The organism is Streptomyces kaniharaensis, from assembly GCF_009569385.1.
Taxonomy (GTDB): domain Bacteria; phylum Actinomycetota; class Actinomycetes; order Streptomycetales; family Streptomycetaceae; genus Kitasatospora; species Kitasatospora kaniharaensis.
In genome coordinates this window covers 384,021-406,921 of record NZ_WBOF01000002.1, presented here as the reverse complement: position 1 = coordinate 406,921, position 22,901 = coordinate 384,021, and the positions used below count along the sequence as shown (strand labels likewise).

At 76.3% G+C, this 22,901-nt stretch carries 16 protein-coding genes; 14 read left to right on the top strand and 2 right to left on the bottom strand.

The window, feature by feature from the left end; translation table 11 throughout:
- Window positions 1–136 precede the first annotated feature (136 nt).
- Window positions 137–1,492 carry a HEAT repeat domain-containing protein gene (locus F7Q99_RS29365; RefSeq protein WP_230210982.1) on the bottom strand — a complete coding sequence of 452 codons (1,356 nt, stop codon included), beginning with the start codon at window positions 1,490–1,492 and terminating at the stop codon, window positions 137–139.
- A gap of 400 nt (window positions 1,493–1,892) precedes the next feature.
- Between F7Q99_RS29365 and F7Q99_RS29360 the strand changes: the two genes are divergently transcribed.
- The 3 genes from F7Q99_RS29360 (at window position 1,893) to F7Q99_RS29350 (ending at window position 3,758) form a co-directional block, all read left to right on the top strand.
- Window positions 1,893–2,132 (top strand): hypothetical protein, encoded by a 240-nt coding sequence (locus tag F7Q99_RS29360; RefSeq protein WP_153466958.1) that lies wholly within the window; start codon window positions 1,893–1,895, stop codon window positions 2,130–2,132.
- Window positions 2,133–2,468: 336 nt separating this feature from the next.
- Window positions 2,469–2,828 (top strand): hypothetical protein, encoded by a 360-nt coding sequence (locus tag F7Q99_RS29355; RefSeq protein ID WP_153466957.1) that lies wholly within the window; start codon window positions 2,469–2,471, stop codon window positions 2,826–2,828.
- 195 nt (window positions 2,829–3,023) lie between these two features.
- Window positions 3,024–3,758, top strand: a complete 735-nt coding sequence (locus tag F7Q99_RS29350; protein ID WP_153466956.1) for a response regulator transcription factor — start codon at window positions 3,024–3,026, stop codon at window positions 3,756–3,758.
- 92 nt (window positions 3,759–3,850) lie between these two features.
- Here the strand turns inward: F7Q99_RS29350 and F7Q99_RS29345 are convergent, their stop codons facing one another.
- Window positions 3,851–5,158, bottom strand: a complete 1,308-nt coding sequence (locus F7Q99_RS29345; RefSeq protein ID WP_153466955.1) for an RICIN domain-containing protein — start codon at window positions 5,156–5,158, stop codon at window positions 3,851–3,853.
- A 424-nt stretch (window positions 5,159–5,582) separates the two neighbouring features.
- Between F7Q99_RS29345 and eccCa the strand changes: the two genes are divergently transcribed.
- The 11 genes from eccCa to F7Q99_RS29295 all read left to right on the top strand — a co-directional run bounded on the left by eccCa (window position 5,583) and on the right by F7Q99_RS29295 (window position 22,870).
- The gene (gene eccCa / locus F7Q99_RS29340) at window positions 5,583–9,617 is read left to right on the top strand and encodes a type VII secretion protein EccCa (protein ID WP_326847313.1); all 4,035 of its coding nucleotides are present in this window, start codon (window positions 5,583–5,585) and stop codon (window positions 9,615–9,617) included.
- Window positions 9,614–11,005, top strand: coding sequence for a type VII secretion integral membrane protein EccD (eccD, locus tag F7Q99_RS29335; RefSeq protein WP_153466954.1), 1,392 nt, complete (start codon window positions 9,614–9,616; stop codon window positions 11,003–11,005). The genes eccCa and eccD overlap by 4 nt, the downstream gene beginning before the upstream one ends.
- Window positions 11,006–11,013: 8 nt before the next feature.
- Window positions 11,014–12,402 (top strand): type VII secretion protein EccB, encoded by a 1,389-nt coding sequence (locus F7Q99_RS29330; RefSeq protein ID WP_326847312.1) that lies wholly within the window; start codon window positions 11,014–11,016, stop codon window positions 12,400–12,402.
- A 14-nt stretch (window positions 12,403–12,416) separates the two neighbouring features.
- The gene (locus F7Q99_RS40555; protein WP_195911301.1) at window positions 12,417–14,846 is read left to right on the top strand and encodes a hypothetical protein; all 2,430 of its coding nucleotides are present in this window, start codon (window positions 12,417–12,419) and stop codon (window positions 14,844–14,846) included.
- Window positions 14,843–18,142 carry a right-handed parallel beta-helix repeat-containing protein gene (locus F7Q99_RS29325; protein ID WP_195911300.1) on the top strand — a complete coding sequence of 1,100 codons (3,300 nt, stop codon included), beginning with the start codon at window positions 14,843–14,845 and terminating at the stop codon, window positions 18,140–18,142. The genes F7Q99_RS40555 and F7Q99_RS29325 overlap by 4 nt, the downstream gene beginning before the upstream one ends.
- A 177-nt stretch (window positions 18,143–18,319) precedes the next feature.
- Window positions 18,320–18,652, top strand: a complete 333-nt coding sequence (locus F7Q99_RS29320) for a WXG100 family type VII secretion target (protein WP_153466952.1) — start codon at window positions 18,320–18,322, stop codon at window positions 18,650–18,652.
- A 50-nt stretch (window positions 18,653–18,702) separates the two neighbouring features.
- Window positions 18,703–18,993, top strand: coding sequence for a WXG100 family type VII secretion target (locus F7Q99_RS29315; RefSeq protein WP_153466951.1), 291 nt, complete (start codon window positions 18,703–18,705; stop codon window positions 18,991–18,993).
- Between the two features lies 1 nt (window position 18,994).
- Window positions 18,995–19,651 carry a hypothetical protein gene (locus tag F7Q99_RS29310; RefSeq protein WP_153466950.1) on the top strand — a complete coding sequence of 219 codons (657 nt, stop codon included), beginning with the start codon at window positions 18,995–18,997 and terminating at the stop codon, window positions 19,649–19,651.
- Between the two features lie 24 nt (window positions 19,652–19,675).
- On the top strand, window positions 19,676–21,997 hold the full coding sequence (locus tag F7Q99_RS29305; RefSeq protein ID WP_153466949.1) for a WXG100 family type VII secretion target: 2,322 nt from the start codon (window positions 19,676–19,678) through the stop codon (window positions 21,995–21,997).
- Window positions 21,998–22,050: 53 nt separating this feature from the next.
- Window positions 22,051–22,482 (top strand): YbaB/EbfC family nucleoid-associated protein, encoded by a 432-nt coding sequence (locus tag F7Q99_RS29300; RefSeq protein WP_326847311.1) that lies wholly within the window; start codon window positions 22,051–22,053, stop codon window positions 22,480–22,482.
- A complete protein-coding gene (locus F7Q99_RS29295; protein WP_153466948.1) occupies window positions 22,475–22,870 on the top strand; it encodes a WXG100 family type VII secretion target in 396 nt (131 codons plus the stop codon). The genes F7Q99_RS29300 and F7Q99_RS29295 overlap by 8 nt, the downstream gene beginning before the upstream one ends.
- Window positions 22,871–22,901: the final 31 nt, after the last annotated feature.

Here is a 22,901-nt window from a genome sequence, read left to right as displayed (position 1 = left end):
TTTTCGTCAGCTCCCAGGTGCCCGGCGATCTCCCGATTCGCCCGCTTGAGCTTGAAGTTTCGGGCGACGAGCCGGTCAGACCGGGTCGGGTGATCGGCCCCCGCGGCATCCGAGGCTCGCGTTAATTTCCGCTTCGTCAGACTCGGTCGGGTTGGTTGCGTGTGCGGTACCGCCAAAGGGCGAACAGTCGGTGGTCGTGCTCGGAGAAGGCATCGAGCGGTCCGATCCGCTGGTACGCCTGCTCGGCCCGTGGATCGTCGCGGCGGGCGAGCGCGAAGGCCGCCTCCAGGCGCAGGTCTTTGTCCTCCTCGTCGAGGAGTGTGAGGAAGGCGTCCAGACTGGGGGTGGTCCGGTCATCGGAGAGCGCGAGGGACTCGGCAGCGTGGCGCCGTACCCAGAGGGCGTCGTCGCGAAGCAGCAGAAGCAGGGCGTCCCGGATCGCCGGAGCGAGCTGATTGTCGAGCGTGAACCGTGGGGCGAACACCTGGGCCACAGCGGCCCGGACCTTGGGATCGGGATCGCGAACCATGCCGAGCAATGCGGACGTTGCCGCCTCACTGCGTGCGGTCCGCTCCCGGCTCAGACAGAACGCCACCTCGCTGCGTACGCGCGGGTCCGGATGGTTGGTGTACTGCAGGCCGATGGCCTCCTGGTCCGGATGCTCCCCACCGTTGTAGACGCCCAGGATGTTGGCGAGCACGTGCCCGTCGGGCTCGTCCTGTGCCCAGGACGCCAGGAAGTCGACATCGCGGGCGACGTCCGATGCGCGGTCCGCCGTCGCGAGAAAGCCCCGGTGCCACAGAACCGACGCCAGGAAACGACGGTGCGTGGGATCGGGATGGTGACGCAGAGCGGTGAGCTCGGACCATATGCGTGGGCCCCGGCGCTGGCTCAGATAGTAGGAGGCGGCGAACCAGTTACTGTCCCCGTCCTCCGCGTGCGGGACGGCGCGTGCCATCACTTCAGCGAGGGGCGGTAGTACACCGAACCGCCACTCCAGGTGGGTGAGGATGGCCCCGTGTCCGGCCCGTACGGTGAGCCCGCCGAGGGAAACCTCGTCGATCGTGTCGCCGTGGGCGTCATCGATCCGATGCGTGACGGCCGGGCCGGCAGCTCCGGTCCGGCGGCGCAGTTCCTCGACCACGCCGATCTCGTACCAGTGCCGAGCCAGGTCGAGCAGTTGTCGTTGCGAAGCTTTGGGCACACGGAGCCGAGGAGCATCTCCGAGTACCACGGTGACCAGCGCGGGGGAGCCGGTGTCGACTGCCCGCACAAGCGGCGTGCTGCCGTCCGGAAGCTCACGGTCCTGGTTGGCGCCCCCGTCGACCAGGACCTCGGCGGTGAGGTGATCGAGCCCGGCCACAGCGGTGCAGAGCAGGGGCAAGCCATCGGAGCCCAAGGTGTCCGGCGCCGCGCCTTGCTCCAGACAGGCCCGCACCGTGGCGGCGTCCCTTGCGATCACGGCGCTGACCAACCGGTCGGTCAGGTCCAACGACGGCTCCGTCAATGCTCCCCCTGATGATGTGTTCGAAGAAAGCAACGTACCCGGAACAAGCGAGATGATGCCGAGCCCGCCCGGCAGCGACGAAGTGCTTGACCAGGTGCGGGAGGAACGCGACGCAGCGTGAACGAGTTATTCGTCGGTCTTGTCCGTCAGGCCGCGCACGGCAGACAGGCGTCGAGTCCGTCGATTGAGACGCTTGCTTGCTGGTGTTTCTCCCACCGCGCGCGGGTGAGCCGCAGTCGGCGCATGATGGTGACCTGGCCGCGCACGGTGAGGTGCTCGATGCCGTCTGGCTCGTAGCCGGGCTGCTGGACACCTGGAACGATGACGGGTTGTCCGCGAAGGCGCCGGAGGTTGCCTCGGCTGCTTCCAGCCCTGCGACTGCCACGTGGAGGACGGCTGCGCGCATTTCGGTGCCGATGCCTCGTCCCTGGTGTCGAAGGCCTATCCAGGAACCGGTGTTGACCTCACGCAGGATCGCGTAGTTGCGGGCGGCGATCGTCTGCTGACCGACGATCTGGCCGTGCTCGAAGACCGCGATACCCGGTGGGTAGTCGAGCGGACCACCGCCGCCCACGCCTTCCTCACTCTCCGGCGCCTCGACCCAAAAGTCGAGGCGCCGGCCTGAGCGAATGCGCAGGTCGCAGTGGGGTTCCGGGCCGGCCGAGGGCGATCTCGGCGTCGCCCCCGGGGGGAGTCCGGGCTGGCCAGGGCGCTCGCCAAGCTCGGCGCCGGCTCGCCCGCCGGGCGGGCCCCGGCGCTGGCCGCCGCGGGCCTGCTCGCGCTGGCAGCTGCGGGCGCCCCGGCCTGGTGGCCGGGCGGCGGTGCGCGGGCCGTCGAGGGTCCCCGGGGCAGCGACCGGTGGCCCGAGGGACACCGCGCGCCCCGGGCCGGTGACGGGACCGGCCTGCGCGCGGTTACCTCACGGGGTCAGATGATCCGACGACCCCTCCGGGAGACCTTGATGAGCCCGAACGGAACGATCCCGCGCCGCCTCGCCACTGCCGCCGCCCTGGGCGCCGCCGCCCTCGCGACCGCCCTCGCCCCGGCCGGTGCGGCCCAGGCCGCGACGCCGGGGCAGTTCACCCTCTGCTCCGACGGCTACTACTCCTCCTACGCGGAGTTCCCCGACCGGCACTTCGCCACCAGGATCGTGGACCCGGGCACCTGCGCCACGATCGGCGTTAGCGGCCAGAGCAAGGACATCGTCGTCCTCCACCAGGCCAACGGCGCCGTCATCGGCTCCTTCTCCTTCGACGACGCGACCGGCACCGGCGTCTCGACCACCGGGAACGCCTGGTCGGCGGGCTACTACCGCTGGTGACCCGCCGCCACGGTCGCACCTGAGGACCGCCGGTGAACCCCCGGTCACCGGTGCACCGCGCCGCGCACCGTCCGGGTGTCCCCATCCCCGGGCGGTGCGCGGCGCGCCCTGCAACCCACTTGCAAGTTCCCACCAAGAGGGCCCGCCTAGCGTCATCGATCTCCGAACCGTCGAGGACAGGCGAGCCCGAACCCCATGAACACCATTACGACCCCGAGGACCCCGACCGCCCCCGAGCCGGTCGCGGTCCCGGCCCCCGCCCGCCGCGGCCCGAGCGCCCCGAGGGACGTCGGCGTGATCCGGACGATCGCCGTCGCGGTGCTCGCGAGCGACCCGATCACCGGCGAGGGGACGAGCCTCGGGCTGCGCCGCCACCCTGGCCTTCGGCTGCTGCAGGACGACGAGTTCCCGCTCGCGGACGTCGCGCTGCTGCTCACCACCGGGGTCACCGAGGAGACCATGACCCGGCTGGAGGAGTTCGCGGCCCGGTCCGACAACCCCGGCCTCGGCGTCGTCCTGGTCACCGAGAGCATCCGCGAGCACCAGGTGCTGCGCGCGGTCGAGCTCGGCCTGCGCAGCGTGCTCTGGCGCCAGCAATGCGACTTCGACAGGGTGCTGGAGGCGGTCCGCCGGGTGGCCGTCGGCGGCACCGACCTGCCCCCGGCCGTCCAGGGCTGGCTGGTGGACGGCTTCCGCTCGGTCCAGCGCGACGTGCTGGGCCCGCGCGGCCTGACCGCGGCCGGCCTGGAGACCCGCGAGGTCGCCGTGCTGCGGCTGCTGGCCGACGGCCTCGACACCGCCGACATCGCCCGGGAGCTGAGCTACTCCGAACGGACCATCAAGAACATCGTCAGCGGCATGATGACCCGGTTCGGCTTCCGCAACCGGACCCACGCTGTGGTGCACGCGATCCGGTCGGGCGTGTTCTGAGCCGGTCGGGCGCGCCCCTGGCCCGGACCGCCGGATGCACCCCGAACGGTCCGGGCCGCCCCGCCGCCCGGTGGGGCGGCCCGGACGGACGGTCAGCGCAGGTACCACTTCTGGTTCGACGTGCCCGTGCACTCCCACAACTGGAGCCCCGTGCCGTTCCCGGAGCCGTGGTCCCGGGCGTCGACGCACTTGCCCAGGTGGGTGTTGACCAGGTCGTGCGCGGGGTTGAGGCCGAACTGCTGGGCCCAGCCGCCGTTGCAGCGCGCCAGCTGGATCACCGTGCCGTCGTCGGCCGAGGCGCCGGCGACGTCCAGGCACATCCCCATCGCGCGGACGGTGCCGTCCGGCCGGAAGTCCCAGGTCTGCGCCGCGCCGCCGGTGCAGTCCCACAACCGCAGCGGGGAGCCGTCCACGGCGGCGCGCGCCGACACCTCGACGCACCGGTCGGACTCGTAGCCGGCGACCATCCGGCCGCTCGGGGCCGGGGCGGGCGCCGGTGTCGGCGGCGCGGGCTGTGCCGCGGCCGGTGCCGGTGCCGCGGGCTGGGCCGCCGCCTGAGGCCGGCTGCCCGCCGGAGCGGCCGGCTGGGCCGGGTTCGCGGCCGGGGCGCCGGGCTGCTGGGCCTTCGGCGGGGCGGCCGGTCCGCTTGCCGGCTGGGGCGCGGCCGGGGCGCCGGGCGCGGCGGCGGGGTTGCCCGCAGGCGTCGCCGGGGCGGTCCCGGGCAACGGTCCGGCCTCCAGCGGGCCGTCCACCGGCCCGGTGGCGGACGGCGAGGCCGCGGTGGTCGCGGTGGTGGTGCTCCCGGGGGAAGCGTCCGCCGTGGCCGGGACGCTGCCCTGGGTCCCCGGGACGCGGGGTGCGGTAAGGACCGGACCGGTCGGCAGCACTCCGTTCGCCGGGTGCTCCTCGCCTCTGGGACCGGCGGTGACTGACACGGCCGTCACGGCGAGGGCGACCAGCACTCCGGCGGCGACCAGCACCCCGGCGATCCGGGCGCTCCGCTCCGGCTGTTCCTCCTCGGCGCCGGCGCGTTGCGCGGACTCCGCGTGGGGCTTCCGCTCCTTCCGTGCGGTGACGGGCCCGGTACCGGCGGTTCCGGTGCCGGGCTCCCCGGCGGGGGTGCGCTCCGGCCGGGCGGGCTCGCCGCCGGTGCGCTCCGGCCGGGCAGTGCCGGCCTCGGGTTCCCCGGGCTCGGGTTCCCCGGCATCCGGCTCGCCGGCCGCCGGACCGGCCGGGGCTTTCGCCGGCGCGGGGCCGGAACCGGCTCCGGCGGCGGCTTCCCACGGCAGGGCGCGGTCCCAGAGTGCCCCGCCCGGGCCGCTCCCGGCCGACGGGGCGCCACCGGGCGGGAGTTCGGCGGACCCGCCCGGCGGGTCGGTGGACGGCGTCACGCGATCCATATGTCTCTGCTTCCACTCTTCGTCGGCCCCGCACGTCCGTGCCGCGGCGGTCGATCGGGCGCACGGGGGAGGAACGACCGGCCCGGCCGCTGACCGGTGCCCGGGCGACTCGCACGGGCACGGCCGGCGCACACGGACGGCGAGGCCGCCGCCAGTCAACCGCCCCGACCGGCCGCCCGCCCCGCCCCTGGCGCGGACGTGGACCCTTCGCACGGGATTCGTTGCCTCAAGGTGCAGATCCCCACCGGACACCGCGGCCCCGCCCGCCGTCCGGTTGCCCCACCGGACACGCTTCCTGGTCCGCCGGGACAGCGAAGGGCCGTGACGGCAGGGCGGGCCCGCCGCATCTCCCTAGGCTGCCGACGCACAGCGAACCGCCCGGCTCCGCAGCCCGGGGCACGGGAGAGACGGGAGAGAACCGGACGTGAGCACCGTGGTCGTCAAGCGCCCACCACGCGCCGAGGGCCCCCGCCCGCCGGAGGAACAGGTCGAACTGGCCGAGCCGCCGGTGCTCGGCGAGCCCGCCACCGCGGACTTCGGCTCCGTGCTGACGTACCTGCCGATGGGCCTCGGCGCCGGGGCGATGGTGCTGATGTTCTCCGTCGGCAACGGTGGGCCGGCGATGTACACGATGTCCGGGATGATGGGCGTCGCCATGGTCAGCATGACCCTGGTCCAGATCGGCCGCCCCGGTGCCGAACGCCGCCGCCGGGTCCGCGCCGAGCGCCGCGACTACCTTCGCTACCTGGCCCAGAAGCGCCGGCAGGCCCGGCAGGCCGCCGAACAGCAGCGCGCCGCCCTGCTCTGGGACAACCCCGACCCGGCCGACCTGTGGACCCTGGTGCCGGGCCCCCGGCTCTGGGAGCGTCGGCCCGGCGACCAGGACTTCGCCCGGGTCCGGATCGGCACCGGCACGCGCCGCGCCGCCCTGGAGTTCCTGCCCCCCAGGACCAAGCCGGTCGAGGACCTCGAACCGCTCTGCGCGATCTCGCTGCGCCGCTTCACCCGCGCCCACCAGACAGTGCCGCACCTGCCCGTCCCGGTCTCCCTGCAACGCTTCACCGCCGTCGAGTTCGCCGGCGAGCACGCGGACGCGCTCGCCCTGGCCCGCGCGATGGTCGCCCAGCTCGCAGTCCTCCACTCGCCCGACGAGCTGCGCGTCGCCGTGCTCGCCGACGACGCCGGCCGGCGGGACTGGGACTGGCTGAAGTGGCTGCCGCACAACGCCCACCCGCAGGAGGAGGACGCCGCCGGCCCCGTCCGGCTCGCCGCCGCCGACCACGACGCGCTGCTGGACCTCCTCGGCCCTGCCGTCCGCGACCGCCCGGACCACGACACCGGCTCCACCCCGAGCGTGGCCGAGCCGTTCACGGTGGTCGTCGCCCAGGGCGTCCGCCTCCCCGAGACCTCCCGCCTGCTCGGCGCCGGCCTGCGCGGCGTCGTCCTCCTCGACCTCACCGGCACCGTCCCCGGCGGCCCCCGGGTGCTCCGGCTGACCGCCCGCGACGGCCGGGTCGAGTTCCCCGCCGGACCGGAGACCGTCACCGCCCGCGCCGACCGGCTCGGCCCCGCCGAGGCCGACACCCTGGCACGGGCGCTCGCACCGCTGCGCACGGGCGGCGGCGCCGACCTGCGGGACCGTCCCCTGGAGTCCGACCTCGACCTGGCAGCCCTGCTCGGCATCCGCGACGTCCGCGGCTTCGACGTCGCCGCCCGCTGGCGCCCCCGCCAGGCCCAGGACGCCCGCCTCAAGGTGCCGATCGGCCTCACCGAGGACGGCGAGGTCGTCGAACTGGACCTCAAGGAGTCGGCGCAGGGCGGCATGGGACCGCACGGACTGCTGATCGGCGCCACCGGCTCCGGCAAGAGCGAGCTGCTGCGCACCCTGGTCGTCGGCCTGGCCGCCACCCACTCGTCCGAGCTCCTCAACCTGGTGCTGGTGGACTTCAAGGGCGGCGCCACCTTCCTGGGCCTCGACCGGCTGCCGCACACCTCCGCCGTCATCACCAACCTCGCCGACGAGATCCACCTCGTCGACCGGATGCGGGACGCCATCAGCGGCGAGATGATCCGGCGTCAGGAACTGCTCCGCGAGGCCGGCCACCCGTCGCTCTACGAGTACGAGAAGGCGCGTGCCGCCGGGGCCACCCTGGCCCCGCTGCCCGCGCTGCTCATCGTCGTCGACGAGTTCTCCGAACTCCTCGCCAGTAAGCCCGAGTTCATCGACCTCTTCGTCTCCGTCGGCCGGCTCGGCCGCAGCCTCGGCGTCCACCTGCTGCTCGCCTCGCAGCGCCTGGACGAGTCCCGGATCCACCGGGTCGAGGGCCACCTGTCCTACCGGATCGCGCTGCGCACCTTCTCCGCCATGGAGTCGCGCAGCGTCATCGGCACCGCCAGCGCGTACGAACTCCCTCCCGCCCCCGGCAACGGCTACCTCAAGGTGGACACCACCAACCTCGTGCGCTTCAAGGCCGCCTACGTCTCCGGCCCCGCGCCGGCGCCGCCGCACCCCGACCAGCAGGCCCGCACCGCGCCCGCCCGGGAGGTCACCGCCTTCGGCCTCGACCAGCAGGGGCCGCTCGCCTCCGCCCGCGCCGAGGAGGAGGCCGCGCTGCTCTCCCTCGCCGAACAGGCGCTGCGGCGACGGACCGCCGAGCCCGCCGCCGGGGAGACCGCCGAGAGCCTCTCCGAGGTCCTGATCGCCCGGCTGGAGAACGGCGGACCGCCCGCCCGCCAGGTCTGGCTGCCCCCGCTGGCCGCCCCGCCCAGCCTGGACCAGCTGCTGCCCGGCCTCGTACCGGACCCGGACCGCGGCCTCGGCACCCCCGACCCCGGACTGCGCGGCGCGCTGAAGGTCCCGCTCGGCACGGTGGACCGCCCCTTCGAGCAGCTGCGCGACCTGCTGGTCGCCGACCTGTCCGGCGCCGACGGCCACATCGGCGTGGTCGGCGCCCCGCAGACCGGCAAGTCCACGCTGCTGCGCACCCTGATCCTCGCCCTCGCCCTGACCCACACCCCGGCGGAGGTCCAGTTCTACTGCCTCGACTTCGGCGGCGGCGGCCTGGTCTCCACCGCCGGACTCCCGCACGTCGGCTCCGTCGCCACGCGCCTGGAGCGCGACCGCGTCCTGCGGACCGTCGCGGAACTCCACCAGCTGCTGGAGCACCGCGAGCAGCTGTTCACCTCGCGCGGCCTGGAGTCGATGGCCGCCTACCGCGCGCTGCGCGCCCGCGGCGGGGGCGGCGGCACGTCCGGCGACCCGCTCCCCGACGACCCGTACGGCGACGTCTTCCTGGTCGTCGACGGCTGGGCCACGCTCCGCCAGGACTACGAGGAGCTGGAGCAGCGGGTCATGGACCTCGCCGCCCGCGGCCTCTCCTTCGGCATCCACGTGGTCGCCTCGGCGGTCCGCTGGTCCGAACTCCGCGCCCGGCTGCGCGACCTGCTCGGCACCAAACTCGAACTGCGCCTCGGAGACGCCATGGAGTCCGAGGTCGGCACCAAGGCGGCCGCCGCCGTGCCGCACCGCCCCGGCCACGGGCTCACCGCCGGCGGACACCACTTCCTCGCCGCGCTGCCCAGGACCGACAGCTCCGCCCGCACCGAGGACCTCACCGCCGCCACCAAGGCCGCGGTCGCCGAGATCGACGCCTTCGCGACCGGCGCCGCCGCCCCCGGCGTCCGCCTGCTGCCCACCCGCCTGGACGCCCACCGCCTCCCGGGCCCGGACGACACCCCCGAGCTGCGGTTCTGCCTCGGCTGGGACGAGCAGCGCCTCGCCCCGGCCTGGCACGACTTCGGCACCACCCCGCACCTGGCCGTCTTCGGTGACGGGGAGACCGGCAAAACCAACGCGCTGCGGCTGGCGATCCGGGCCGTCACCGCCCGCTACCGCCCCGAAGAGGCCCGCATCCTGCTGGCCGACCCCGGCCGCGGGCTGCTCGACGACGTGCCCGAGGCGTACCGGGTCGGCCTCGCCGTCGACGCCGACGGCCTCACCCGGCTTGCCGAGAGCGCCGTCGCCTCCGTCGGCAACCGGGTGCCCGGCACCGACGTCACCCCCGCACAACTGGCCCGGCGCGACTGGTGGCAGGGGCCCCGCCTGTTCGTCCTCGTCGACGACTACGACCTGCTCACCGGCGCCCCCGGAACGGCCGCCCCGACCGCCCCGCTGGTGCCGCTGCTCGCCCAGGGCGGGCACATCGGGCTGCACGTCGTCGTCGCCCGCAGCACCTCCGGCGCCATGCGGGCCGTCATGGACCCGCTGCTGCGCCGGATGTGGGAGCTCGGCAACCCCGCGCTGCTGCTCTCCTACCCCAAGGAGGAGGGCAAGTTCCTCGGCGAGGCCAAGCCCCGCACCCTGCCCGCCGGACGCGCCCAGCTCGTCACCCGGCGCACCGTCACGCTCGTCCAGACCGGCCTCGTCCCCGCTGGCCCCGCCCCGACTGGAGCACGATGACCACCGCACCGCCCCCGGTCGAGGCCACCGAGGTCTGCCGGCTCACCGTCGACGGCCCGGCCGGCCGCGCCGACCTCGCCGTCCCCGTCACCACCACCGTCTCCGCCCTGCTGCCGGTGCTGCTCCGCGCCCTGCCCGCCGGGCCCGACCGCGCCGACGGCCGATGGGTCCTCCAGCGCCTCGGCGACGAGCCCCTCGACCCCGGGGCCACCCCAGCCACGGCCGGTCTCCGTCACGGCGACGTCCTCCACCTGCGCCCCGCCGGGGCGCCGTTGCCCGTCCCACACTTCGACGACCTCGCCGACGGCGTCGCCGACCGCGTCGGCCGGGGCCCCGGCCGGTGGCGGCCCGGCCTCACCCGCGCCCTCGCCCTGGTGCTCGCCGGCGGGGCCCTGGCCGCACTCGCCGCCGCCCTGCTCGGCGCCGGCGCGGGTCCGGCCACCGCGGCGCGCTGCGCGGCCGCCGCCGCCGGCCTCACCACCGCCTGCGCCGTGACGGCCCGGATGCGCGCCGACCGGGGCAGCGTGCTGCTCACCGGCGTCGGCGCGCTCTGGTTCGTCGCGCTCGCCGGGTTGACCCTGCGGGCCCCCGCCGGCGGCCACCTTCCGGGCGCCACCGCGGTGCTGGCCGCCGCCGGCGGCGTCGTGGCGCTCGCCGCGCTGCTGCTCGGGATCGGCGCGCTGCCGCTGGCCGTCCCCGGCACGGCTCTGGTCACCGGCGTCGCCGCGGCCTGCGGTGCGATCGCCGTCCGGGCCGGCTGGGCCGGCGCGGTCCAGGCCGCCGCCGTCCTGGCGGTCGCGCTCTTCGTGCTCGGCCACCTGGCGCCGCGGCTCGCGCTGCGGGCGGCCCGGCTGCGCGTGCCGCACCTGCCGCGCGACGCCGACGAACTCCAGTGCGACATCGAGCCCGAACCCGGCGAACGGCTGGGCCGCCGGGTCACCCTGGCCACCGCCTTCCTGGACACCATCGCCGCGGCCTCCGCCCTGGTCCAGGCCGCCGCCGTCACCCTGCTGGTCGTCCTCGACCCCTCCTGGGCCGGGTGGCTGCTGCCGCTCACCCTGGGGGCCGCCCAGCTGCTGCGCGCCCGTGGCACGGAAGGCACCCTTCAGCGCGTCCCCGCGCTGCTGTGCGGCGCCTACGCGGCGGCGCTGGTGCTCGTCCTCCGGGTCGCGCCCGCCGGCCCCGCCGGGCAGGCCGCCGCGATCGCGGTGCTGCTCGCCGCCGCCGCGCTGCTGCCCGCCGCCGCCTGGCGGCTGCCGCGGGCCCGGCTGCTCCCGATCTGGGGCCACCTCGGCGACCTCGCCGAGACCGTCACCGCGATCGCCCTGCTGCCGCTGGTGCTCCAGGTGATCGGTGTCTACGCCCGGCTGCGGGCCCTGGCCGGCTAGGGGCGACCGTGCAGACACGACGCGACCACGTGCAGTCCTACCAGTTCGCGATGGGCCGACTGGCCTCCGCCCTCGTCGGGGGTGACCCCGGCCAGGGCGACAGCCCCACCCGCCGGTCCGCGCTCGGCACCGTCCTCGGCGCCGGCGTCGCCGTCCTGCTCTGCGGCGGCTTCGCCGTCGCCGGCCTGCTCGCCCCGCCGGCGAGCACCGCATGGCGCAAGGACGGCGCCGTCGTCGTGGAGAAGGAGACCGGCAACCGCTACGTCTACCTGGGCGGCGAACTCCGCCCGGCCCGCAACCAGGCCTCGGCGCTGCTGATCGCCGGCGGCCCGGCCGCGCCCGAGACGGTCCCGGCCGAGGTGCTGGCGGGCACCCCGCGCGGCGTCCCGGTCGGCATCCCGGACGCCCCCGACGCCGTTCCGGCCGCCGCCGGGCTGCTCGACGGTGCCTGGGCGCGGTGCCTGCGCACGGACGTCACCGGCGCTCCGGCGCCGGGTGCGGCGGGCGGCGGAGCACCGGCCGGGTCAGCCGCCGGGGGAGGCGGCCAAGGCGCAGGGGGAGGTGCGGCCGGGGGTGCCGTCCCGGTGGGCCAGACGCTGGTCTTCGGGCCGGCCGCCGACGTGCTGCCCGGCCTGCCCGCCGGCCGGGCAGCGCTGGTCGCCGGCCCGGACGGCGCCCGCCACCTGCTGGTGGGCGACACCAAGTACGCCGTCCCCGCGGACTCCGCCCTGATCGCGCTCGGCCTGGACGACCGGCCCGCCGTCGCCGTCCCGGCCGACTGGCTCGCCGCCGTGCCCACCGGAGCGCCCCTCGCGGCGAGCGCGCCGCCCGGCGCCGGGGCCCCGGCCGGCACCGTCGCCGGCCAGAGCACCGTCACCGGCCAGCTGTTCAGCACCGGCCCCGGCGCCGACGCCCACCACTACGTCCAGCGCGCCGACGGCCTCGCCCCGGTCGGCCCGACCGAGTACGCCCTGCTCGCAGCCCTGCCCGGCGCTCCCGCCCCACGGACCGTCACCGCCGCCGACCTCGCCACGGCCCCGCTCTCGGCCGACCGCGGCGCACTCAACCGACTCCCCGCCGTCACCGGCCTCCCCGCCCCCGACGCCGGCGCGCTCTGCCTGCGGACCGGGCCCGGCGGCACGGTCCGTCTCGTCCTCGCCCCGGTCCTCGCCCGCCCCGTCGTCCTGCCGCCCGGCACCGGGGTGCTCGCCACCGGGCCGGTCGGCGGCCCTCCGTACCTCGTCACCGAGCAGGGCGCCCGGTACCGGGTCACCGACGGCGACGCCCTCCGCGCGCTCGGCCTCGGCGACGCGCGTCGCGTCCTGACCCTTCCCGCCGACGTCCTCGCGCTGCTGCCCGAGGGCCCCGCCCTCGGCCGCGCCGCGGCGCGCCGGTGAAGGGGGAACGGACCGTGCGACTGCGCCTGCGCGCCGGAGACGGCGGCGCCCTGCTCATCCACCCCAAGGGCGGCCCGGACGGCCGGGCCGTCGCCTTCGCCCGCGGCCTCGCCCGCGACGAACGGCACATCCTGGTCGTGGTCGACCTGCCCGCCGGCGCCGCCGAGCGCGAGTGGACGGCGGTTGCCCGGCTGCTCGCGCCCGCCCGCTACGGCAGCCTGCGGCTGGTCTTCGGCCGCGGCGACCGCACCGAGGTCGGGCAGGCGGCCGCGCGGATCGCCGAACGGCTCGACCGGGAGGTGATTGCGCCCGACGGCGAGGTCACGCCCACCGTCACCGGCGGACTCTTCGTACCCGCGCACCACGGCGACGGGTGGCTGCGGTACCGCCCGGGCCGGGCGGCCGAGCGGGACGGACAGCGGTTCCCCAAGCCGTCCTGGGAGTTCTCCACCCCCGTCCGCCCCTGGCCGGCCGGTCCGCACGCGGTCGCCGAGCCGCTGCCCGCCGGGGTCTGGCTGCGCAGCACCCGGGAGGAACCCGCGGACGCCGAGCGGCGGCACCTGGTCGAGGCCGTACCGGCCGACCCGGAACTGCTGCTCGTCGTGCTCGGCAGCCCCGGCGCCCCGGCGGTCACCCTCGACGAGGTGGCGAATTTCTGGGGCGCGGTGCTGCCCAGCGCCCGGCCGGCGGTCCGCTTCGTCCTGCACGGCACCCTGGACACCCCCGCCACCGCCGATCCCGGGCAGGCCCTCGCCGACGCACTCGGCCACCCGGTCGTCCGGTACGCCGCCCTCCCGGCCGCGGTCGGTGACGCCGGGGGCGTCCTCGTCGCCGCGGGCCCGGCACCGACCGGGCCGGGCCGCCCGGCGGAGCTGGTGCACCTCCCGGGGGGCGGCACGCGCTCCGCGCCACCGGTGCCGGCACCGGGAGGTGCTGCCGGGTCTCCGGGGGCGGATCCTGGCCGGCCATCGGGCGGGGCGATCGAGGCGGTCGGTGCGGCCGGGTGCGAAGCCAGGGCCGCCGTTCCCCGGACGGCCGACGCGCACCAGACCGTGGTCCGCGCCCCCGCGGCTCCGGCTCCGGTCGCTCCCGGGACGACGCGGCTGCCGGCCATCCCGGCGCCGGCCGGCGCCGCGCCGGTGCGTGCCGGCGCGACCGTTCCCGGGCCGAACGGCTCGCAAGCCCCTCACCCCCAGGTTCCCCTTCCCGGGGCGGCTGGTCCGGAGACCGCTCGTCAGAGCGCGTCCCTTCCGGAGCCGGGCTCGCCGGAGAGCCTTCGCGGCGGCGGAACGGCCACGGAGCCGGCGCGCCACGAGGCCGCTCGCCGGAGCCCCGGCGCCCCTGCACAGGCCGGGCCCGAGCCCCGTGGCGAGGATGCGGCCGCCGGCGGTCCGGGAGGCTCGGACGGCGTCGGTCCGGACGCGGCCGTCGCCGAGCCTGCCGTGACCCTTCCGGCACCGGACCCCTCGAACCCGGACCCGAACCCGAACCGCAACCCGGCCCCGGCGCCGGCACCGCGGTTCCGGCTGGAGTCCGGCGGGCCCGTGCCCGCGCCGGCGGCGGCCCGCCCGGTGCCCGACCCCGCGCCGGAGCCGTCGCGCCACCCGGTGCCCGCGCCGCCCGAGCCGACTCCGCCCCCGACCCCCGCGCCCGCCCGGGTGCGGATCCAGCCGACGCCGACGGTTGCCGCCTGTGCGGTGCCGTCGGAGCGCGGGATCGACCAGGAGCGGGACTGGGTGCGTCGTACGTTCAGCGAGCAGTTCAACGCGATGGCCGGCTCGGTGTCCCGGGTGATGTCGGAGTCCCCGGGGCTGCGCGGGGAGGGCCGGGCCGGGGGGTCGGCGGCGCTGACCGAGCTGGTCGCCGTCCGGCTCTACCTCTCGGGCGACGGCCGCCGGGCCGACGCCGCCGTCCGGAGCGCGGTCCCGGGCCCGCACGTGCCGATGGCCCGCTGCGTGGCGGCGGGGCTGGGCCGGCTGCCCTCGTACCGCGGGCCGGCGCTGCTCCGTACCCGGCTGGACGCGTCGGAGCGGGCGCTCTACCGCGAGGGGGAGCTGCTCACCGAGTGGGCCTTCTGCCACGCCCGCACCACGTTGCACCCGGGCCCGTCGGACGGGACCGATGTGCTGGTCTGGTCGATGACGGCCCGTCGGACCGCCCTGCTGGACCCGTCCGTGCCCGACCGGGTGCTGTTCCTGCCCGGCACCGGCTTCAAGGTGCTGCGGGTGGACGGGCGCACCGTGCTGCTGCGCGAGCTGTCCCCGTCCGAGATCACCGCCGACGGCCGGGTGCAGCTGCGCCCGGCGAAGCTCGACGCGCTGGCCCTGGCCGGCCTGGAACGGATCCTGCCCGCGCTCGCCGGTGCCGGGACCGACGACGACGCCGAGGGCGCCGACCCGCCCGGCCTGGTCCCCACCACCCCTTCGGAAGGAGCCCGCCCGTGAGCAGACAGGTGCTGTTGGTCTCCCCGGTCCGCCCGGGCGCCCACCGCTCGATCTCCGCCGCCCTCGCCGAGGCCCCCGAGGGGGCGCTGATCACCGTCGCCCCGGGCCGGTACGAGGAGGCGCTCGTCATCACCCGCGCGGTCACCGTGGCCGCCGGGGACGTCGGAGGCGCCGGCGACGGCGGGACCGTCGAGGTGCACGCCGTCGCCGGCAGCACGGTCGTGGTGGACGCCGAGGCGGTCGGGCTCTCCGGCCTGGTGCTCTCCGGCACCGACCGGCAGGCCCCGGTGCTGGACCTGCGCCGCGGGCAGTCCGCGCTGGACGGCTGCCGGATCCGCGGCGAGGCGTGGGCCGCCGTGCTGGTCCGGCAGGACGCCACCCTCGCCGCGCGCGGGTGCCGGGTCGACAACCCGCACGGCGCGGGCGTGGTGGTCACCTCCACCGGCGCCAGCGTGCTGGAGGACACCGAGGTGGCCGACGCCGGCTCCTCGGCCGTCGTGGTCGCCGAGCGCGGACGCCTGGAGGTGCGGGACTGCCGACTGGTCCGTCCCCGGGGCAACGGTGTCTGCGTCAACGGCAGCGGCACGGTCGTCATCGAGGCCACCCGCATCACCGGCAGCGCCAAACCGGGCGTCGCCGTCGAACAGGAGGCCCGGGCCGAGCTGCGCCGGGTCACCGTGTCCGGCAGCGCCGCGGTGGACGCCTACCTGACCAGCCGGGGCGAGACCGTCCTCGCCGGCTGCGCCTTCGAAGGGTCGGCCGGCCAGGCGGTGCACGTCGCGGGCGGGGCGGCGCCGGTGCTGCGCGGCTGCACGGTCGACGGTGCGGCCGACACCGGGGTGGAGGTCACCGGGGGCGCCCGGCCGGTGCTGGAGGACGTCCGGATCACCGGGGCACCGGTGGGCCTGCGGGTGACCGGCGCCGGCAGCGTCGCCGTGGCGGACCGGCTGACCGTGCGGGACGCCGCCACCACGGCCGTCCGGCTCGCTGACGGTGCCGCCGCCGAGCTGGACCGGCTCACCGTCAGCGGGACGGCCGGCGACGGCGTCCGGGCCGACGGAGGGGCCGAACTGGCCCTGCGGGAGGCGGAGATCACTCTCGCCGGCGGCCACGCGGTGGACCTGGCCGGCCGGTCCACCAGCGGACGCCTCACCGGCGTCAGGCTGGGCACGACCGGCGGCGGTCGGGGCCTCGGCGTGCTGGACGGCGCGAGCGTCAGGCTGTCCGGTTCGACGCTGGACGGCTGCCCCGCGGTTGTCGGTGAGCAGGGCGAACTGGACGCCCACGACAGCGAGTTCACCGGATCCGGGGCCGACGGCGTACAAGTCCTGGAGGGCGGCTCGTTCACCGCCGTGGGCTGCCGGATCAGCGGTGCGCGTGGCCACGGCGTCGACGTGCGGGCCGGGGCCCGCGCCGACCTCGGCAACTGCACGGTCGTCGACAACGCGGGCGACGGGGTCAGGTCGGCAGGCCCGGACGGCTCGGCGCTGGTGCACGACAGCGACGTCCGGGACAACGGGACCGCCGCCCGTCCGGAGCGCGGCGCGGGGGCGGACGGCGCGCGGCCGGCCGACGGCACCGGCGCCGTCCCGGGCCTCCCCGGCACCGGGCCGCTGGCCGAACTGGACGCGCTGGTCGGCCTGGAGAGCGTCAAGCGCGAGGTCACCGGCCTGATCAACCTCAACCGGATGACCCAGCGGCGGCAGGAGATGGGCCTGCCGATGCCCCCGATGAGCCGCCACCTGGTGTTCGCGGGCCCGCCCGGCACCGGCAAGACCACGGTGGCCCGGCTCTACGGCGCCGTCCTCGCCGAACTGGGCATCCTCGGCCAGGGCCACATCGTCGAGGTGGCCCGCGCCGACCTGGTCGCCCAGATCATCGGCGGCACCGCCATCAAGACCACGGAGGTCTTCACCAAGGCGCTCGGCGGGGTGCTCTTCGTCGACGAGGCGTACACCCTGACCAACCAGTCCCGGGGCACCGGACCGGACTTCGGACAGGAGGCCGTCGAGACCCTGATGAAGCTGATGGAGGACCACCGCGACGAGATCGTCGTCATCGTCGCGGGCTACTCCGAGCAGATGGACCAGTTCCTGGCCTCCAACCCCGGCATGGCCTCCCGGTTCTCGCGCACGGTGGAGTTCCCCAACTACGAGCCGGCGGAACTGGTCACCATCGTCCGGGGCCTGTGCGCCAAGCACTGCTACGAACTGACCGGGGACGCGGGGGCGGCGCTGACCCGCCACTTCGAGGACGTCCCCAAGGGGCCGACGTTCGGCAACGGCCGGGTCGCGCGCCAGGTCTTCGAGACGATGATCAGCAACCAGGCGTCCCGGCTGGCCGTCCGGCCGCCCGCGGACGACGGCGAACTCAGCCGCCTGACCGCCGCCGACCTCACCGCCCTGCCCGGCGAGGCCGAACGGCGGGACCGGCCGGCCGGGGAGACGCCGCCGGCGCCGGCCGCCGCCCCTGCCGCGCCCCTGCCGTCACGGGCGGCCGCGGCCTCGTGCCACCTGGCCGGGCTCACCGGCCTCACCACCGTCCGGCAGGCGCTGGCCGCCCGGCTCGACGTTCTCGTCGAGCGCGACCAGGGCGCCGCCGGCCTGGCGGACGTCGTGCTGGAGGGACCGCCCGGCAGTGGTCGGCGCGCCCTTGCCACCGCCTATGCCCGCTCGTTGGCCGGGGCCGGCCTCGTGCCGCTGGGCACGCTGGAGCGGCTGCCGCTGTCCGCCGTCCCGGCCCGGTGGGCGGAGCAGCCGCGCGCCCGGCTGGCCGACGCCTTCCGGGAGGCCGCCGGAGGGGTGCTGCTGGTCGAGGCGGATCCGCTCTTCGAGCGCCGTCCCGCCGCCGAACAGGCGGCGGTGGTGGACGCGTTGGCGGCCGAGGCGGCCGGACGGGACGCCCACGGCGCCGTCCTGGTGCTCTCCGGGCGGGCGCCGTACCTGATGGACCTGCTGGTCGCGCGCACCGATCTGGCGGGCGGGTTCGCCGAGTACCTGCGCCTCCCCGCTTACAGCGGACCGGAGTTGGCCGAGCTGACGGAGCGACGGCTGGCGGCGCTGGGCCTGGTCGTCGCGCCGGAGGCCCGTGCGGTGCTGGCCGGGCAGGACCCGGCGCACGGCGCCCGCGGAGCCCACCTGCTGGCGCGCCGGATCGCCGGGAGCGCCGGGTCCCGCACCGTGCTCCCGTCGGACGTGCCGCCGCCGGGAGGGGCGGGCGGGGCGGTCGTCGGCCGGCCGGACGTACCGGCTCCCGCCGTCCACGAACCGGCGGCCGCGGTGCCGGCGGGGTCGTGAGACGGTCGGCCGGGGCAGCGATCGGGGGTCGGCGGGGCAGCGCGGCCGCGATCCGCTTCCCGGCCGGCCCGGAGCGGACCAGCATGACAGACCGGGACATTCCCCACCCCGCCGCCCCGCCGCGGACGACCCGCGAGCCGGGCGGTACAGGGGCACCAGGACCGAAGGGACCGGCCGATGGCCAATCAGACGACCTCCGTCAACATCGAGGGGATGCTCGGTGCCCAGGGCAGCTTCCAGACCGCGGTGGACGAGGTGAACCGCACCTACACCCAGATGGCCGGCCAGATCGAGGCGCTCCAGTCGAGCTGGACCGGGGACGCCTCGGCGACCTTCCTCAGCGCGATGAGCACCTGGCTCCAGGACTTCGGCACCGTCCGCCAACAGCTCGGTCTGATGCTGGAGAAGCTCCAGGCCAACACCGGTACCTACGGGACCACCCACCAGGCCACCACGGACGTGGCCGCCCAGCTCGGCAGGGGGATGGCCAACCCGCTGCCCGGCTTCTGACCGGCCCCGCCCCGCCTTACCCGCCGCCCCGCACACCAGAGGAGTCACGCATGAGCACGTACGTCGTCAACATGAACCAGGTTGAGTACGTCGTCGGTGAGATGGCCGCGATCAGCAACAGGCTCCAGGAGACCCTGAGCCAGCTGGACGACGGCACCAAGCAGCACCTGAGCGAGTGGAGCAGCGACGCCCGCGGCACCTACGACGCGGCGAAGCTCAAGTGGGACGCCGCAGCCGCCGACATGGTGCTCCAGGCCCAGAACGCGACCACCGCCCTCGGCCAGATCCACGAGGCGTACCACGCGGGCGAGCGGCACGGCGTGAGCCTCTGGGCGCAGTGACATGGCGGACACCGACGACTCCCTCGCCGCCCGCGACGACTCCCACAACGCCTCCGACGGGACCTACAACAACAACGACTACGGGCTGGGCACCGGCAGCAACGAGAGCGGGAACGGCACCGGCGTCTCCATCCACTGGGACGGCGATTCCAACGTCGGGGCCGGGCACGGGACGTTCGGCGACTCCAGCCCGGTCCCGGTGCCGGCGGTGCCGCGCAACGGCGCGACCGGCCCCGGCGCGGTCGCGGTCAGCACGCCGTCGCTGGACCTGTTCGCCGCCAACATCGAGCGGCTGATCCAGCCGGTGAAGGACGTCGCCACGGCCCTGGAGGACGTCTCGGTCGCGCCGGGCGCCTTCTACCACGCCAACATGATGCGCAACAAGGTGAACGGACCCAACGGCGACACCGGGCTGAAGAAGGCGTTCACCGACTCGCTGGCCTCGCTGGTGACCGGGCTGACCGACCTACGGGACGGGGTCAAGGCGCTGAGCGCCAAGTACCGGACGGTGGAGGAGGCCAACGGCATGACGGCCAGGGACTTCCACGACGCCCTGTCCGACGCGGTCGGCGACTTCAACGCGGTCGCCACCGTGGCCGGTGGCGCCGGAACGGACAAGCCCGGTCCCGGCGCAGGGAACTCCCCGGCCCCGTCCTGACCGAGGACCGAAAGGAGAGCGGACGTGCCCGATTACAACAACCACGGCTTCCACCAGGGCGACGACGGGGCGGTCTTCGGCAACCCGGACCCCTCCGCGACGGGTTCGCGCGGCGACTACGAGGTGTGGGACTGGAAGCAGATCATGGCGGCCATCAACGGGATGTCCTCCGGGGTCGGCAACGAGGCCAATCGGTCCCACGCCCGGGCGATCTCCGACCCGCAGTCCCTCCAGGACGCCGCCAACACCTTCTACCGGGTGCAGAAGGCGCTGGAGGCGGTCGGCAAGAGCCTGGTCGACCAGGCCAAGGCACTGGCCGGGGACGACGGGCCGTGGCGGGGCGCGGCGGCGGACTCCTTCCTCGACACGATGACCACCTTCTCCCGGCAGGTCCTCGCCAACGCCAAGGTGCTGTCCGGCGGTTCGACCGGGATGCACTCGGTGCCGCATCAGCTGGCGAACAACGCCGTCACGCTCCGGAACGCCCAGCTCAAGATCGTCGAGATCGACACCTGGTACGCCAACCGGGCGCACGCGCTGGGCATCACCCCGATGTCCAACGGCCTCATCCCGATCAGCCTGCGGCCGGAGCTGGTGCACGCGATGAGCGAGGACATGCGGGTCGTGCTGAAGACCCTGGCCTCGCACTACCAGTTCACCTCGGACGCGATCGTCTCCCCGCAGCCGGTGCCCTCGCCCGTCGACGGTCCGGGTACCGGCGACGGCCCGAACACCGCCGACCTCCCCGGTGGCGGTCCAGGTCCGCTGCCCGACCCGGCGGGGACCGGCGGGGGGCTCCCGGGCGGCGGCGACCTCGCCGACCTCTCCGACCTCGCCGGCGGAGGCCTCGGCGGCGCCGGCGGGCTCGGTGACCCGGGGGACCTCGGTGGTGTCGGCGGGCTGGACGGCGTGGGTGGCCCGGGGGACCTCAAGGGCCTCGACGGCTCCTCGTTCCCCGGCGGGCTGGACCTCGGCGGTCCCGGTCACGAGCTCCCCGGCCTCCCCGGCCTCAACGGACTGGACCCGCTCTCCTTCCCGGGCCTCGGCGGGCTGGGCTCCGTGGACTCGCTGCGCGGCCTGGACGGTCTCGGCGGGGCGGGCCTCGGCGCGCTGTCCGCGATCCCCCCGCTCGCGCTGGGCGGGACGGCCGGTCTCGGCGGCATCGGCGCCCTCCCCGAGGGCCTCGCCACTGGCCGCGGCACCACCTCCGGCCTGGCCGGCTTCCCGCGCGGGCTCGGCCTCGGCGGTCGCGTGGGCGCCGCCGGTCCCGCCGACGGCGAGGAGAAAGCCGCCGAGGAGCTGCGCGACGGCGCGCCCGTCGGGCTGCCGGCCGGCGCCGCCACCGAGTCGGCGTTGCCGGCCGGACTGGCCGGGGCCGGGATGCCTTTCATGCCCGGCATGGGAGGCGCTTCCAACCGGTCCGAGAACGCGGGTGAACGGTCCGACGCCTCCGGCCTGCTGACGCCCAGTGCGGAACCGTGGGAGACCGGGACGGAGCAGGAGGAGCGGGAAGCCGGATCGGACACCGGCGCGGCGGCCGGCGGCGAGGGGCTCACCGTGGGCGGGGTGCCGTTCCTTCCGGCGGCCGGTCCGGCGGCGGCCGCCCGGGACACCGGGGACGGGACCGGATCGCGGTCCGAGGCCTCGGGCCTGCTGGACGCGGGCACCGACCCCTGGACGGCCTCCGGGCCGGTGGCCGCGGACCCGGCGGAAGCGAGCGCCGGTGCTCCGGCCGGTGCCGGCCCGGCCGTCGTCCTGCCCGGCTTCGGCGCCCCGGCCGCGGCCGGCCCCGGAGCGGCGGCGCCGCGGACGGGGGCGCGGGGTGGCGCGGAGAGAGCCGCCGCCGCGGCCACCGGCCCCGGTACCGCCGCCGCCCCGTCCGCTGGGGCGCAGGGTGGGGCGGGCTCCACCGAGGACCGGACGGCGGTACTTCCCCGGCCCACGGCGGACGGCGCCGAGGAGGACACCGCCCTCTGGGAGCGCGGCGCGGGTGCCTTCGTCCCGCTGCTCTGGGCGGCGGCACCGAGCCGGGACGGCCGGTCCGCCGGCGAGGCCGACGGGGGAACCACCGAGGCGGCCGAGCCCTGGTCGACCTGGCAGCCGGACCGGCTCGTCTCCGGCACGGCCGGCGGCTCGGGCGACGGAACGGGTGTCACCGTTCCGCCGGTGACGGGCTGCGGCGACGGCCTGCCGGAGCCGGCCGAGCCGGCGGAGGAGGCCGTGCCGGCCGACGCGGACCAGGCCGACGAGACCGCCGGGCGGTCCGGGGTCGCCCACCTGTTGGTCCAGGAGGAGAGCACCTGGGGCGCCGTTCCGGACCGTTCCGCCTCCGGCACGGCCTACTGACCGGCCCGCCCGGAACGACCCCACGACGAGACCCGACGACGAGAGGAACACCCGTGCCCAGCCCCTACGACCAGGAGATCGAGGACCTGCTGGCGCTGTACGCCCGCCAGCGGGAGGAGGCCGCCGAGACCCGGCGCCGGATCGCGGCCACGACGGCGACCGCGACCGATCCCCGGCAGGCGGTCAAGGTCACCGTCGGGGCGCAGGGCGAGCTCACCGCGGTCGAGTTCCCCACCGGCGCCTACCGCCGGATGGCGCCCAAGGAGCTGGCCGACCTGCTGGTCACCACGGCCGCGCGGGCCCGGGAGGAGGCGCTGGAGATGGTGGCCGGGGTGGTGTCGGACGGGTTGCCGCCCGGCGTCACCGTGGGCGACCTGCTCCAGGGCCGGGTCGACCCCGCGGCGCTGCTGCCCGAGGACCCGGCCCTGGCGGACGCCGTCCGGGAGTACGTCGAGCACGGTTTCGAGGGGGCGGACCGTGGCTGACCACGTCTTCTCCGTCGACACCGAAAGGCTGGCGGCCGCCACGCCGCAGGTGCAGGAGCTGGCCGGGCTGATCAGGTCGGTCGGCACCCGGCTGGAGGCCCGGCTCGGCGAGTTGGGCGAGTGCTGGGGCGACGACTACACCGGGCGGGAGTTCCGGGACCAGTACCTCTCGCCCAAGGAACAGCTGACGGAGGCCGTCGGCGGCACCGCGGAGGTGCTGGACAGCACCGTCGACGGCATCGGGACGATGGCCAAGGGCTTCCGGCGGACCGAGGAGCAGAACGTCGAAGCCCTGCGGACCCTGACCTCCGCCGTCCCGGACGTGCCCGGCGTCGGCGACGCCGGGCACGGGCCGCGTACGGGCGGGCCCCACGTCGGCCGCCGCTGACCTCCGCCGGCCGGCCCCCGCGCGTGCCCGC